The organism is Exiguobacterium sp. KRL4 (assembly GCF_001870785.1).
Classification (GTDB): Bacteria; Bacillota; Bacilli; order Exiguobacteriales; family Exiguobacteriaceae; genus Exiguobacterium_A.
This window is the reverse complement of sequence record NZ_MOLV01000005.1, coordinates 109,765-124,560: the sequence shown is the minus strand read 5'-3', so window position 1 is coordinate 124,560 and position 14,796 is coordinate 109,765. Positions and strand designations below refer to the sequence as shown.

Below are 14,796 nucleotides of genomic sequence, written 5' to 3'. Positions count from 1 at the left end.
AATCGGAATGAACCGTCAATTGTATGCGATGCATAACACCATTCGGTTCGTCACCGATCAACCGATCACAGAGGACGAATGGCAAGCCATCCAACAATTTTTTCAATATGTCGACCGTCAATGGTCACGATTTGATCCGGCAAGTGAGGTCAGCCGATTAAATTGCCTGATGGTCGGAGAGGCGCTCAGTGTCTCGTTACCGCTTGCACGCTTATTGCAACGTGCGATTCGTTACTTTGAACAGACGGAACAGTATTTTTCGCCCTTTTTACTTGAGCAGCAACAGGCAAATGGATACGACCGCTCGTTTCCATTCCAACGTGCCATTGAATCATTCAGGATCGAAGCCCCACCCGAGAGCAGTCCGTTTGTAGTGGAAGGATGCGACGTGACGCGAGTGAGTCACGGCGCGATTGATTTAGGCGGCATTGGAAAAGGCGCTGCGGCGATGCTCGCAGCACAACGGTTACGGAAAAAACAACCGCGTGGTTTGATTGAGGCGGGAGGCGATGTCATCGTCTGGTCGGATACACAACCGTGGAAGGTTGCGATCACCGATCCGCAAACGGAACAGGCGATTGCCGAAGTTCAGTTACGTCAAGGGGCGATTGCGACATCCAATCGGGTATACCGTTCGTGGAAGGTCGGGCAACGCACGAACCATCATTTGTTGAGCGGCAAAACAGGTCGACCGATTGAAACGGACTTTGTTCAAGTCACAGCTTCGGCGCCACAACTTTATGAAGCCGAAGTGATGACGAAGCTGGCGTTTCAGATGACGGAAGCGGAGCGGCAGGACAAACTCTTTAAATGGTTTCCGAAGGGACGACTTTTATTGATGGATGAGTCGGGAAAAATGGTGGCGGAAGAGAAAGGAGGACAATCGATATGGACTGGATGAAATGGTTGTTTTCGACATGGACGATGATTCGTTTAAGCGGACTGACAGGTCACTTCTTTTTGACACTGTCTGTCTTGGCGGGATTACTCGGATCTTTTCCGACTTTAAAAAAACAAAAAGCCCGTTTGCACAACATTCATCTGTACAGTGGGTGGGCGGGGTTGCTTGCGATTATCCTGCACGCGACATTGATTGTCGTCGATACGTATGCGCCGTTAACGATTCTTGAAATCATCATCCCAGGGAATGCTTCGTATGAACCTCTTTGGAACGCCTTCGGGACAATCAGTCTCTACCTGTTTGGTTTCGTGTTGGTCACATCCGACTTCCTGAAGGAGACGCTTGGGAAAACATTATGGAAATTGACCCACTGGCTCGTCTTACCGGCATGGCTCCTGATGACCCTTCACGGCATCCTCATCGGAACAGATACGGGAACACTTTTTACGACGATCTGGTATGCCTGTTCGACACTGACCTTATTCACACTCGTGTTGTACCGGATGCAGTTACGACCAAACGTGAAAACACAAACAAAGCAGGAATCCTCCGTGTCAGGGTGAGGATTCCTGTTTTTTTAGCGTTGCTGCAACCACGTTGTCCAAGACTGAAAGGCTTCTTCCCGGTTGTCGATGTAGTTGTGATCGCTGTCGACGATGATTTCTTCAAACGTACTGGCATCTTGTAAGAGATCATGGTGCAGGGATTTAATGGATGTCTCGTCGCGCTCAGATGTGACAAGCAGCGCGGAACGGGTGCGCAGTTGCTCTTTTAGCGCCAGTAGATTCCACTCGGCATGATGTTCAGTCAACTCTTTCAGCAACGTGTCCCCATCGGTATGCGACAGGAAGGTCGCCCCGCGGCTGAGGACACCGCGCAAGGCTTCCTCATGTTCCGGATACTCGAGTACCAGCTGTCCGATCAAACCAAAATTAAAGGGCGAGATGCCGATGTAATGGGCAATCGTCGGGACATTTGCAAAGGCATGAAGTCCGGCAAAACCGCCCATGCTGTGACCAACGATTGTAATCTGATCAGCTGCAACATCATGTTGTTCTGTAAAGGCGGGAGAAGCAACGTGTTTCATGATGGCTGTTGCATCTTCGAGCGTATGGCGAAAACGGAAGGCACCGGGGCTACCGATCGTGCCGCGATACGAAGTGACGAGGACATGAAAACCAAGTTCCTGCAGTCGAACGGCCCAGTCCATGTTCAATTGTTTCCCAGGGAATCCGTGAAATAAGACGATCAAAGGAGCGGGACGCGTTAAAGCTGGGGAATATAGACGACAAAATAAGGACTCATCTCCGCCGCTTTGAAGTTCAATGAGTGATAAGCTCGCTTTCTTGGTGATGGTTTCCATGACATCCACTCCTTCTAAAAAGTTTCTTCTGTCATTTAGTGTGATACAAATCTACGAACAAGGCAATCGTTAAGTCTATGAATTAAAAAAGAATCAAAAAACGACGGTCGTCTGATTCGATGAGACACCGAAATCAAACCCCGTCGTATGTTTCCTGCGAAACTTAGAAGACCTTCGTCGTCCACGATTCACAATTCCATAAGTCCGTCGCGACTGCTTCATAAAATTCAGGTTCGTGTGAAATCAAGAGAACCGTTCCTTTATACGCTTGCAACGCACGTTTTAATTCTTCTTTTGCTTCGACATCCAAGTGGTTCGTCGGCTCATCGAGAACCAGAATATTCGATTCCGTATTCATCAATTTACAAAGGCGGACCTTCGCCTTTTCGCCACCACTGAGGACTTCGATTTTCGATTCGATGTGTTTCGTCATCAGTCCACATTTCGCGAGCATCGCTCGGACCTGTTGCTGCGTCAGGGACGGGAACGTACCCCAAATCTCTTCGATACACGTGTTCGAATTCTTTTCCTTGATCTCTTGCTCGAAGTAGCCGATATGAAGGTTCTCTCCACGTTCGACCGTCCCTGAAACCGAAGGAATCTCACCGAGCAGGCTTTTTAGAAGCGTCGATTTCCCGATTCCGTTTGCCCCGTGTAACGCGATTTTTTGCCCACGTTCGATCATCAAATCAAGTGGACGGGATAACGGTTCGTCATACCCGATGACCAGTCCTTTGGCTTCGAACATCAGTTTACTTGGTGTGCGAGCTGTCTGGAAATGGAACTCTGGTTTTGGACGTTCTTGTGCCATTTCGATGACATCCATCTTGTCGAGCTTTTTCTGACGGGACATCGCCATGTTACGCGTCGAGACCCGTGCCTTGTTCCGGGCGACAAAATCTTTGAGCTCAGAAATTTCCTGTTGTTGACGTTTGAACGCCGACTCATGTTGCTTCTTCTTTGCCTCATGGACAGTCAAGAAGTTGTCGTAATCACCGACATAACGGTTAAGCCCCTGATTTTCCATATGGTAAATCAAATTGATGACACTATTTAAGAATGGAATATCGTGCGAAATCAGAATGAAGGCATTCTCATAGTCATTGAGGTATCGTTTCAACCATTCGATGTGCTGGACATCCAAATAGTTGGTCGGCTCATCGAGTAGCAGGATATCTGGTTTTTCAAGCAACAGTTTTGCGAGCAAGATTTTTGTCCGTTGCCCACCACTGAGTTCTTGCACGTCACGATCGAGCCCAATTTCGTCGAGCCCTAATCCCCGTGCGATTTCTTCGACTTTCGCATCAATCGTATAAAAATCATTGTTCGTCAAGATGTCTTGTAAGACCCCGACTTCTTCTAGCAATTTTTCGAGTTCGTCCGGTTCGACTTCACCCATTTTCGTATAGAGGTCATTGATTTCCTGCTCGATGTCGAACAGGTATTGGAATGCTCCTTTTAAGGCGTCGCGAATCGTCACTCCTTTAGCGAGAACTGCATGCTGATCCAGGTAACCGACACGAACGTGTTTCGCCCACTCGACTTTTCCTTCGTCCGGCTCAAGCTGTGAAGTGATGATGTTCATGAACGTTGATTTTCCTTCACCGTTTGCGCCGACGAGACCGATGTGTTCTCCTTTTAATAAACGGAAGGACACATCTTCGAAAATTGCTCGATCGCCAAAACCGTGGCTTAAGTTTGATACCGTTAAAATACTCATAACTACTCCCTTATTTCACGAATTCAATTAGACGCCTGTCCGTTTTTTCTGGTTGTTCGTTTTTTTCGTTTTTTGGCTTGTCATTTGTTTTGTTTCTGTTCCGCGCAAACCAGTCGGACGTTTTGTTTGTGATTGTTTTTTTGCTTTTAGTTGCTCCATCATTGCTTCTTGAAGAGACAATTTTTTTGGTTGTTCGCTCATGTGTGTTCACCTCGATTAATTCGTTCTTACCATCTAGTATGCCAAAAAAAACGTGTCTTGAAAACGAACTATGCTTATTTCTTTCGTTAGACGACTTCTTCGCCCAAATAAATGACGTAACAATTCCGGTCTAAATCAATCTCACAGCTGTCTCGTTCGAAGACGCCGTGATCGGGAACGTTTAATTTATCTTTAATCAAAAAGCGCATCGCCTGGATATGATTCGGGACGGTCACTGTTTTGATGACAGGGTGTGGACCACTGTCTTGATACCGTCGAAATTCTAAATGAATCTGGTGGGGTGGATAGACGCGATCACTTGGATCACGCGGTGAAGCTTCGACATGATCGACGATCAACTGATCGTATTCGCCCTCCATTTCATTGGAACGTAATTCATAGAGGTGACCTTCGATAATATGAAACTCACATAATTGGTGGGCGATGATTTCGTCCGGTTCAATCGCAAAACGGCTGTATTGATAAATCGATTTGAATTCATTTTGATCTTCGACATAATAGGCAAGTGACATCTGATTTCCTCCTCAAGTCTTCTTAGTTGTTCTACTGTGTTGAGCAAAAAAAGTTCCGACACGACTTAGAAACTTTTTTGGTGGAAAAAGCGTATACTTAGAATAACAAATTGTCACGAAAGGGGTATGAGATGTGAGTTGGATGAAACAGGCATCACTTGCGGCTACGTTATTGATTGGGACGACGCTCAGTGGATGTGGATCGGACAATGCAAAAGCGGAACGTCCGGATGATCCGGATTGTGACGATTATGAATACGATAATGATGAAGGTGTTTGGTATTGCGACGATGCAAGATCGACCCATTCCGGTTTCTTCTATTGGGGAGGCAGTTATTTTGCGTCGCGTGCTTTGATGCATAGCGCGATGCGAACAAAAGGATATACCCCTAAATCAAAAGAGGTCAAAAGTTATAACGCGAAGACAAAAGGGTTTGGGACGGGGTCGTCGTCCGGTTTCTTCGGAGGATGAATGAACGTCAGAAACTGTATGGCGATATCGAATCGTTTTGGGATCTGCTGGATGGCGACATCTACGCATTGACAGAAGTGATGCCTGTTTCAAAGGGAACGATTGAAAACTTACGACTAGCGGCACGGGATGCCTATTCGATTTTTGAAAAGGTGATTCCGATTTTGTGGACGATGGATGATCAGGGATTACTTGAACTTGGTTTTCCGGAAGCAGCTGTACCGTTTTTACGGTTACAGACGATGCGCCCCTTATCCGTCATCAGCCGGTTTGATTTTATCGTCACCGGGGAAAAAATTTCTGTGATGGAATGGAATGCGGATACACCGACGTTCATCAAGGAGTCCTTTGAGGTCAATGATCGGATTGCTGAAAAAGTAGGGCTTCAGCCGATCAATCCAGGGCAAGCGACGCAACTCGCTGAAAGTGTTTGTCGTGCCGTCGATGCGGCCGCACACCGGATCAGTCAACGGCCGCATGTTGTCTTCACGTCACACGGTGACAACATCGAAGATCGCTTGACGACAGAGTATTTGCAACAGTTTGTTGCCGGTGCCGGATATTGCCCGCTGGATGAGTTAGAGATTCGTCCGGAGGATGGACTGTACGATCAAGACGGGAAACGAATCGATATCTTGTACCGACAGACTTTTCCAATCGAAATGGCGCTTCTCGATCGCGATGAAGACGGGAAAGAATTAGGTGCGTTATTGCTTCAACTCGTCGAAATGGGTTTGCTTGAGATCATCAATCCACCGTCTGCGTTTTTGATGCAGGCGAAGTCGGTCTTGGCATTGATTTGGCTGTTACATGAATCAAAACACGCCTACCTGACGGACCAGGAACACGAGATCATTGAACGCTATTTTCTACCGACCTACTTAAGTCCGGCATCCTTTTTAGAGCGGCGTCAAGCATTCGTCGAAAAACCGATTTTTGGAAGAGAAGGAGATACCGTGACGATCCATCAAGGGAATGGAGACGTTATGTACAGCAACGAACAACGTTCATTTGCCGATCAATCGGCCGTTTATCAACGTTATCAAGAATTACCGACCTGGCAGTTGGAAAACGGAACCGAAGTCGCGTATATGTTCGGCGTATTTGTCCTAGGGGGACAGCCGAGTGCCGTCGGTGTGCGGGCGGGTGAGCGAATCACAGGGAACCGCTCTTATTTCTTACCAATTGGACAACAGGAACATCAAGAGGAGGATAAATGATGAAGGCAGCTATTTTAGGGGCGACTGGATTAGTGGGTCAAGAGCTCGTCGATCAACTACTGGCGCATGAAGACTATCAGGAAGTGCACGTGCTCGTACGTCGTCCGATGAATCGATTTCATCAAAAGCTGGAAGAATGGGTGATTGATTTTGACCGTGTGACGGAGATCGAACTTCCGGAAGTGGACCATGTCTACTGTGCGCTAGGGACGACCATCAAACAGGCGGGATCGCAGGAAGCATTTCGCCAAGTGGATTATACGTATCCCGTTGAAGTGGGACGTGAATTGCTTGACCTAGGTGCAACACGATTTGCTTTGATTTCCGCACTCGGTGCCCATCCGAATGCCAAGACGTTTTATAACCGTGTCAAAGGCGATACGGAAAACGGTTTGCGTGTACTCGGGTACGAGGCCTTACTTATTTTCCGACCATCGCTATTGCTCGGGGACCGGGACGAATTCCGTTTCGGCGAACAAGCGGCTGCGCGTGTATCGACTGTCCTGCGTCCTTTATTAAAACGCAGTACCTTTGCCCCAATTGAAGCAACGAAGGTGGCAGAAGCCATGATTCACCATACCTTACATGCGCCACCAGGTGTGACAATCATCGAATCAAAAGAAATGCAGACTTGAGCGAACGGATTTTTCGTATCGCTCTTTTTTTGTAACAAAATTAATATTTGACTCATCAAATGATTTACGGTTGAATGATATAGTGCTGTCTCACAAACAAAAAAGAAGTGAGACAATTCAGGCAAAACAGTGTATTTACGTTCGATTGGTTGGTTCACGCTTATCGTTTGGGGAAAGCGGGAAAAAGATTGAACAATGTGCACATATTGAAAGTAGACGAAAGGAGCCGATCATATGGCAGAGTTTGATCGCGATCAGGTCTACAAGACTGTTCCGCAAAAAGGATTCTTCGGGAATCCGAAAGGGTTGTTCACCCTGTTTTTCACCGAGTTTTGGGAACGTTTTTCCTACTATGGAATGCGTGCCATCCTCATCTTCTATATGTACGATTCTGTCGCAAATGGTGGTCTCGGCATCGATAAAACGACGGCAGCGTCCATCATGGCAGTTTACGGATCACTTGTTTATATGTCAGGAATCATCGGAGGATGGGTCGCTGACCGTCTGTTAGGCACTTCACGAACCGTCTTTTATGGTGGGATTCTCATCATGCTTGGTCATATCGTGTTGGCATTGCCGGCAGGAATTACAGCATTGTTCATCTCGATGGGACTGATCGTCATCGGAACAGGGTTCTTGAAACCCAACGTTTCGAACATCGTCGGTGACCTTTACAGTAAGACCGATAACCGCCGCGATGCGGGTTTCAGTATCTTCTATATGGGAATCAACGCCGGAGCGTTCCTTGCACCGCTCGTCGTTGGTAAAGTATCGGATACTTCCGGCTACCATGCTGGTTTTGCATTAGCGGCAATCGGTATGTTCGTTGGTCTTGTCGTCTTTGTCTTGACGAAGAAAAAGAATCTTGGACAAGCCGGAACATATGTCTTAAATCCACTGGTCGGCAGTGAACGGAAACGTTTCTTCACGATTGCGACCGTAGTCGTCGTCTTGATTGCGATTTTAGGAACGATTGCAGCAACAACTGGCTTGCTGACAATCAGTCGATTTACATTGATGGTTACAATTTTAGGGATTTTGATCCCGATCGCTTACTTCACCGTCATGTTACGGAGCCCGAAAATCACGGAGGATGAACGTTCACGCTTGATTGCGTATATCCCGTTGTTCATCGCAGCGGCGATCTTTTGGGCCATCCAGGAACAAGGTTCATACGTGCTCTCGATTTTTGCAGACGAACGGACCAACCTGTCATTCCTTGGATTTAAACTGGAACCGGCCTTTTTCCAATCGCTGAACCCACTCTTCATCATCGTGTTGGCACCTGTCTTTGCCAGCTTCTGGGTGAAGCTTGGTGATCGTCAACCGACGACGATGCAAAAGTTCTCGTTTGGTCTGACGTTTGCCGGATTATCGTTCATCGTCATGACGTTACCGGGCCTCTTGTTCGGAACAGAGACGACGGTAAGTCCGCTTTGGCTCGCCTTAAGCTTCTTCCTCGTCGTTATCGGGGAGCTGTTCTTGTCACCGGTCGGATTATCGGCAACAACTAAACTGGCGCCTGCTGCCTTCTCGGCACAGACGATGAGTTTATGGTTCTTGACGAATGCGACAGGTCAAGCAGTCAACGCACAAATCGTTAAGTACTATACAGCCGATACCGAGATTTTGTACTTCGGAATTACAGGTGTCGTCGCCATCGTATTTGGTGTCATTTTATTCATCTTTGCACCACGTCTTCAAAAATACATGCGCGGTGTCCGCTAAGTACCGTAGCGCATAATAAACGCCCTCAGGAAATTTTCCTGAGGGCGTTTATTTAATCATTTGTCCGAATATGACGCAGCGATTCAGCGAGTAGTGCGACAAGTGTTCCGAGCACAAGACCGTTTGAGATCAGCGTCGTGACGAGTGGCGGCAAGTCAGTCGTCGCACCTTTCGGCAAGAGCAACGAGCCGATCCCGACGAGTAACGGAAGTCCGACCGTAATCATCGCCGTCTGTCGATTCAGTTCCCTAGACGCTTCGGTGACACCGATGATCGCCATACCGGCAACAATTGGGGCGACCATCGCATACCCGACAGCAACGGGAATTTTTGCAATCAGTCCGACGAACGGCGTGACGATACTGAGAAAAAGACAGATGACATTGGCAATCGCAAAGGCTTTACGATCCGTATTGTCTGTCGAAGCAATGAACCCGGCTGTTCCGGAAATCGCGACCGGACCGACCGTTCCGAACATTCCAGCGAAAATTTGACCGATTCCGGCTGTGACACCCGCTGTCGCGACTTGTCCTTTGACCTGTTCGCCACGCTTCGCGCTGATGATGCGTTCAATGACTTTGATGTTCGCCAGAACGTTTGTCATCAGTAACAACGAGATGATCAATGCGGTCGGAAGCAGGCTCCAGTCGAGATGAATGCCACCAAACGGCATCAGATCAGGGAAGGTAAAGAACGGACCATCAAACGTCGGCATTTCGGCACGTCCAATTAAGGCAAACATACTCCAGCCGACGAGTAAGGTAATCAATAACGCATATTGCCGCAATCGGTCACTGCGTTCGAGATAAAGCGAGACGATGACGGTCAAGATGGAGATGATGGCAGGAAGGACTTGAATCTTGCCGCCCTCGATGTTGAGCAACCCTTTCATGACGGACCCTGATAATTGAGCAGATAACAGTAACATGTAAACACCGATGACTTGTGGCGTGAACAACGGAACCAGTCGACGCAGGACACCGGTCAGGGTGAGAATGATACAGATGATCCCACTGAGGATCAGCAGGAATCCAAGCGACTGCAGTGTCGTGGAATAACTGCCGTATAATGTGATGCCAATCGACGAGTAGAGGGCGAATACACCCCACCAGATTCCGGCAGGTCCTTCCATGATCGGCAGACGGTGACCAAATAAAACTTGAATGAGACTTAAAATCGCAAAAACGAATAAACAACGTGAGAGGAAAGCGAGTGTATCTGCACTTGACAGTTCAAATGCGGCAGCAATCGCAAGCGGCGGGGCGATGTTCGTACAAATGATAAATAAAAACCACTGAATCGTAGAGACAACAGTACGTGGCAAAACAAATGATTCCCCTTTCGAATAACCGATACTTTTTTTATCTTAAACCAAATATTGAAAAAGAGATAGATACGCTTACATTAACTGAAAATTCAAAACTTAATTTTCATATGTGATGTATCACATTGTAAGGGGTAGAAGAAAGAGAGGGGAGAGATGAATATGAAGAAATGGATCAAACGAATCGGAATCGGTCTTGCAAGTATTCTAGCCATCATCATCGTCGTGTTTATGGTGTGGGCTCAATTCGATTATGGACCGACCGCGGAAGCTAAAACGTATCTTGGAGAAAAAGTTGGACAAGGGTATCAGTTTGGGGATCCGAAGAGCGAAACCGGCTTTATTTTTTATCAAGGTGCCAAAGTAGACCCTGCTGCTTACAGTTATATCGGGCAACAACTCGCGGAGAAGGGACATTTCGTCATGATTCCGAAATTGCCTTTTAACATCGCTTTACTCAACGCCAATGAAGGATTATCGATCATAGACGATCATCCCGATGTCAAACGGTGGTACCTGATCGGTCACTCACTAGGTGGGAGCGCAGCATCGACGATTTTAGACGATAGTCCAAAAATCAAAGGCATCATTTTCCTCGCCTCCTATCCGATCGACACCATTGATACGCCTTCATTGACAGTGTACGGTGGTCGTGACGGCGTTCTGCCGGTAAAGGATATTGAAGCAAGTAAAGAGGATGTTCGGTCTGACGCGACATTCCATCTGATTAAGGACGGAAATCATGCTAACTTCGGGATGTATGGAAAACAAAAAGGTGACAATTCAAGTCCGTTGAGCGCAAAAGAACAACAGGATGAAACGTTGACGGTCATCGAGGCGTTTCTGAAGGCTCAGTAAAAAAGTGAATCCCAATATACACAAGGGGGCTGACTCAAAAAGGAATCACTCGTTCTTTCACGCACTTTCCTCAGGCGAGACACAAGCCAGTTTTCCTGCCTCATTGAGGCAGAAAAGCGGGTCTTGTCTGTCTCTGACTGATATGCTCCCCAAAAAGTAGACAGTTGAAATAAGAAAAACTGTTTACTTTTGAAAGGAGCTTTTTTCTATGTCCAAATTCAAGCGTTCCGCTAGTGAAAAACTAGATGCCATCCAAACCTATGAAGAAGGTGTGTCCACGTTGTGGGAAGTCGCAAGACTCTTCGGGGTTACACAATCGACTCTACTCAGATGGAGACAGATGTATCGTCAAGGCGGTATCTCAGCTTTGGAGAAACGATCAGTATGTACGAAGTATTCCAAAGAATTTAAAGACCGAGCTGTGCGCGACGTGCTAGAAAAAGGTGAGCCCGTCATGGACGTCATCATAAAACTAAACATCTCCAGTACGAGCGTACTCAGACGTTGGATTTCAAACTATAATGGTCGTAGTGAAGGCAGATTACTAAAGGAGCGATCCACTATGACCAAAGGAAGAATCACGACATTCGAAGAACGCGTCAGTATAGTCAAGGACTGTCTTAAAAACGGAAAGAAATATAAAGAAACTGCGAAGACCCATCGGGTCTCCTACCAACAAATCTACAAGTGGGTTCAAAAGTATGAAAAAAACGGGATTGACGGACTGATGGATGGCCGTGGACGTATGAAACCTTTTGAGGAACTGACGGACGTGGAACGCCTTTCCATCGAGATGAAGAAAGTTGAGCAGGAGAACGAGCTTCTTCGAATGGAAAATGAGTTCTTAAAAAAGCTAGAGGAGTTCGAAAGGGGGAGAGATTAGACCAGGTTCGAAATTTGGATAAGTACAAGGCTATACAATCGTTGGCGGACCAGTTTGGCTATTCGATTGTCGCCCTCTGTCGTTTTGCGGACGTCTCCCGTGCCGCCTATTATAAATGGTTGAATCGTGTACCGACGGTACGCGAAGAAGAGAATATCATGATCATTGAAGAGCTGACATCTATTCATGAGTCGGTAAATGGAATCTATGGATGTGAACGAATGGTCCTAAATCTAGATCGCCAATTTAACAGAACTATTAATCATAAACGGGTTCGTCGCTTGATGCGGATCGCCGGCATTCGTTGCGTCATCCGTCGAACACGACCGAAATATATGAGAATCATACCCGGACAAACGGCGGAAAATCTTCTGAATCGTGAATTTAATGCGGAAAAACCGAATCAGAAATGGTTAACAGATATCACAGAATTTAAATACGGTGTCTCAAAAAAGGCTTATTTAAGTGCAATTCTGGATTTGTATGATGGATCAATTCGCTCGTTCGTGCTGAGTCGCTCGAATAACAGTCAGATCGTCTTTGATACGCTCAAACTGGCTCTGGATGGTGATTCGGGTAGTTCCCCTCTTCTTCATAGTGACCGTGGGTTTCAATATACGTCGAATGCCTTTCATCGTATGACTCAAGAAGCAGGGATCACACAAAGCATGTCCCGTGCCGGTAAATGCATCGATAATGGTCCAATCGAATCTTTTTGGGGAGCACTAAAGTGTGAAAGCTACTATCTTCATACATTCGAGAAGTTCGATGAACTTCACGATGCAATCCGACGCTACATTCGATTTTATAATGAGCTACGGTATCAAAAACGATTAAACGGCTTAAGTCCGCTGGAATTCAGGGCTCAAGCCGTTTAAAAATTTTATATTATTTTACCTGTCTACTTGACGGGGAGTAGTTCAGACAGCGCAAAAAATGGCGCTTTTCCTGTAGGAGTTGCGTGAAGGGAGTGATTCTTTTTTAAAATCAAACAAGGGTGGCAGAATTATAATCTGCTACCCTTGTCTTTGTAGAGACTAACTTTTGAGTCAGCCTCCTTGTCGCATTCAAAAGAAGTAATTCCTTTTGACTCGATTATTGTGTGATGATGGAAAGTTGCCTGTGTCACGGCAAGATTAATTTAATCGTCGTGCCACTTCGTCAAGCGTCGGCAAGGCGGCCATCGCTCCTTTGACGGATGCCGCAAGACCACCAGAAATCGCAGCAAAACGACCGATGTCCTGTAATTCTTCTTCACCCCAGTCAAACGAAAACGACCGGATGGCGCACTGATGCAGAAGTCCTGACATGAATGCGTCACCGGCTCCTGTCGTATCGATGGCATCGACGGAAATCGCATTGATTTCTGCCATGGAGCGGTCCGAGTAAAGAAGAGAACCTTCAGAACCGCGTGTCACAGCAAGTAACCGAATCGGATATTCTGCTAATAGTTCAGCAGCTCCTTCATCGAGGTTCGTCTGTCCCGTCAAAAAAATCAGTTCTTCTTCTGCCAGTTTGACGATTTGCGCATCGGGTAAAACGGAACGAATCGTCGACCGGGCTGCATCTAAATCAGCCCATAACGATTCCCGTAAATTCGGATCATATGAAATGGGGACATTCTGTGCTTTGGCCATCTCGATCGCGCGACGAGTGGCATTAACCGAGTCACCGGAAATCAATGAAATCGATCCGATGTGCAACAAATCAGCCTCGTCAAAAGAAGCGGGTAAATCTTTTTCGTGAAAACTCATATCGGCGCGATACGAATTGATGAATTCAAACGATCGTTCACCATCCGTTGTATTCGTGACGAGCACAAGGCCGGTTTTGTTCGCCGGATCAAAGACGAGGTGGTCCGTTTTGACCCCATAATGATGCAGAGTGTCTTTTAGGAAATGTCCCATCGAATCGTCACCGACAGATCCAAGGAAATAGCTGTCTGCACCGAGCCGCGCTAAACCAACAGCGACATTTGCCGGAGCACCACCGGGATTTTTTTGGAAGGTCAGATTGTCTGCGTCTAAGGGAATTAAATCAATCAGGGCTTCGCCTAAACTAAAGATTTTCATAAGAATCGCTCCTTTTCGAAATCAGGTCGGATCCGTTCGACATGAAGGGCCATATAGCCGACTTCAGAAATCGGAACCGTCGTCTGTAATTCTTGTTCGAGCCAGGTTGCCATCTTTTCAGCACATTGAAACGCATCGGTATACCTTGTTTTGACGGCCTCTAAAATGACGTCGTCCATGTCGTGTAACGTTTGTCCTTGTTCAATCCGTGCCAGGACAAGTTTCATATGAGTAAAAAAACGATAGTACGTCATCGAGGTCGTCTCGATGGTCTGACCAAAAAAAGCTTCGATCTGTTCACGAAGTTCATTTAATAAGGTAGCCGTCTGCAGGGCTGTTGCCATGTTCGGATGCCGTTGCCGTGCATTGTACAGGTGAAGGGCGATATTTGCAGCCTCTTCTTTCGGTAATGAAACGGCTAACTTTTGTTCGATATGGGCGACTGCCCATTCCCCAATCTGATATTCAGCTGTATACAGTAACCGGATTTCTTCCGCCAACCGATTGTGGACGACCAATTGTTCCCGGGCAAGCCGGACGGCGTGGGCGAGGTGATCGGTCAGACTGACATGAATGTAATCATGAAAAGGTGTTTTCAGTTCGCCTTCTGCATAAGAAATGATCTGTTCCGACAAATCGATGATATCGAGTGGAGTCGTCGTCAGGATTTCCTTGAACTGTTCGGCATTCTCAAAAGACGGGATGAACATTTTTTCGATTTTTGATGGATCGACGGGATCCTTCTTTTTTTTACCGAAAGCAATGCCTGGTCCCATGATGATCCGTTCCTGACCTTGTTCTTTTGTGACGATGGCGTTGTTGTTGAGTACCTTATAGATGATCAGTCTGACTACCTCCTTTCTACTTGTATTATACGGCTAATCCT

At 46.8% G+C, this 14,796-nt stretch carries 15 protein-coding genes; 8 read left to right on the top strand and 7 right to left on the bottom strand.

Going from position 1 to position 14,796, the window contains the following annotated elements:
* Positions 1 to 7: 7 nt before the first annotated feature.
* Entirely contained in the window at positions 8 to 901 is an 894-nt protein-coding gene (locus BLD48_RS05010; protein ID WP_071499208.1) for an FAD:protein FMN transferase, read from the top strand.
* The gene (locus BLD48_RS05005; protein ID WP_071499207.1) at positions 889 to 1,464 is read left to right on the top strand and encodes a ferric reductase-like transmembrane domain-containing protein; all 576 of its coding nucleotides are present in this window, start codon (positions 889 to 891) and stop codon (positions 1,462 to 1,464) included. Before BLD48_RS05010 ends, BLD48_RS05005 begins: the two co-directional genes overlap by 13 nt.
* Before the next feature lie 14 nt (positions 1,465 to 1,478).
* Here the strand turns inward: BLD48_RS05005 and BLD48_RS05000 are convergent, their stop codons facing one another.
* The 4 genes from BLD48_RS05000 to BLD48_RS04990 all read right to left on the bottom strand — a co-directional run bounded on the left by BLD48_RS05000 (position 1,479) and on the right by BLD48_RS04990 (position 4,718).
* Positions 1,479 to 2,264 (bottom strand): alpha/beta hydrolase, encoded by a 786-nt coding sequence (locus BLD48_RS05000; RefSeq protein ID WP_071499206.1) that lies wholly within the window; start codon positions 2,262 to 2,264, stop codon positions 1,479 to 1,481.
* A 163-nt stretch (positions 2,265 to 2,427) separates the two neighbouring features.
* A complete protein-coding gene (locus BLD48_RS04995) occupies positions 2,428 to 3,984 on the bottom strand; it encodes an ABC-F family ATP-binding cassette domain-containing protein (protein ID WP_071499205.1) in 1,557 nt (518 codons plus the stop codon).
* A gap of 27 nt (positions 3,985 to 4,011) precedes the next feature.
* Positions 4,012 to 4,185 carry a hypothetical protein gene (locus BLD48_RS16360; protein ID WP_014971633.1) on the bottom strand — a complete coding sequence of 58 codons (174 nt, stop codon included), beginning with the start codon at positions 4,183 to 4,185 and terminating at the stop codon, positions 4,012 to 4,014.
* A gap of 86 nt (positions 4,186 to 4,271) precedes the next feature.
* Positions 4,272 to 4,718 carry a hypothetical protein gene (locus BLD48_RS04990; protein ID WP_071499204.1) on the bottom strand — a complete coding sequence of 149 codons (447 nt, stop codon included), beginning with the start codon at positions 4,716 to 4,718 and terminating at the stop codon, positions 4,272 to 4,274.
* 142 nt (positions 4,719 to 4,860) lie between these two features.
* Between BLD48_RS04990 and BLD48_RS04985 the strand changes: the two genes are divergently transcribed.
* The 4 genes from BLD48_RS04985 (at position 4,861) to BLD48_RS04970 (ending at position 8,773) form a co-directional block, all read left to right on the top strand.
* Positions 4,861 to 5,190, top strand: coding sequence for a hypothetical protein (locus BLD48_RS04985; RefSeq protein WP_071499314.1), 330 nt, complete (start codon positions 4,861 to 4,863; stop codon positions 5,188 to 5,190).
* Positions 5,187 to 6,410, top strand: a complete 1,224-nt coding sequence (locus BLD48_RS04980) for a glutathionylspermidine synthase family protein (RefSeq protein WP_071499203.1) — start codon at positions 5,187 to 5,189, stop codon at positions 6,408 to 6,410. The genes BLD48_RS04985 and BLD48_RS04980 overlap by 4 nt, the downstream gene beginning before the upstream one ends.
* Positions 6,410 to 7,045, top strand: coding sequence for an NAD(P)H-binding protein (locus BLD48_RS04975; protein ID WP_071499202.1), 636 nt, complete (start codon positions 6,410 to 6,412; stop codon positions 7,043 to 7,045). The genes BLD48_RS04980 and BLD48_RS04975 overlap by 1 nt, the downstream gene beginning before the upstream one ends.
* A 234-nt stretch (positions 7,046 to 7,279) precedes the next feature.
* Positions 7,280 to 8,773 (top strand): peptide MFS transporter, encoded by a 1,494-nt coding sequence (locus BLD48_RS04970; protein WP_071499201.1) that lies wholly within the window; start codon positions 7,280 to 7,282, stop codon positions 8,771 to 8,773.
* A gap of 52 nt (positions 8,774 to 8,825) precedes the next feature.
* On the opposite strand, the gene BLD48_RS04965 is transcribed toward BLD48_RS04970, so the two are convergent.
* On the bottom strand, positions 8,826 to 10,097 hold the full coding sequence (locus BLD48_RS04965; protein ID WP_071499200.1) for a purine/pyrimidine permease: 1,272 nt from the start codon (positions 10,095 to 10,097) through the stop codon (positions 8,826 to 8,828).
* 162 nt (positions 10,098 to 10,259) lie between these two features.
* On the opposite strand from BLD48_RS04965, the gene BLD48_RS04960 reads away from it, so the two are divergent.
* Positions 10,260 to 10,955 (top strand): alpha/beta hydrolase, encoded by a 696-nt coding sequence (locus BLD48_RS04960; protein ID WP_071499199.1) that lies wholly within the window; start codon positions 10,260 to 10,262, stop codon positions 10,953 to 10,955.
* Between the two features lie 208 nt (positions 10,956 to 11,163).
* Positions 11,164 to 12,716 (top strand): IS3 family transposase gene (locus BLD48_RS16035; RefSeq protein WP_236629944.1). Its coding sequence is split into 2 segments (ribosomal slippage): positions 11,164 to 11,809 and positions 11,809 to 12,716, totalling 1,554 coding nucleotides; the frame shifts between segments, so codons are not numbered across the junction.
* A gap of 258 nt (positions 12,717 to 12,974) precedes the next feature.
* On the opposite strand, the gene BLD48_RS04945 is transcribed toward BLD48_RS16035, so the two are convergent.
* Together BLD48_RS04945 and BLD48_RS04940 are read right to left on the bottom strand one after the other, a co-directional pair.
* Complete coding sequence (locus BLD48_RS04945; RefSeq protein ID WP_071499197.1) at positions 12,975 to 13,910, bottom strand: carbohydrate kinase family protein; 936 nt, start codon at positions 13,908 to 13,910, stop codon at positions 12,975 to 12,977.
* Positions 13,907 to 14,749, bottom strand: coding sequence for a PRD domain-containing protein (locus BLD48_RS04940; protein ID WP_255366245.1), 843 nt, complete (start codon positions 14,747 to 14,749; stop codon positions 13,907 to 13,909). The genes BLD48_RS04945 and BLD48_RS04940 overlap by 4 nt, the downstream gene beginning before the upstream one ends.
* Between the last annotated feature and the right edge of the window lie 47 nt (positions 14,750 to 14,796).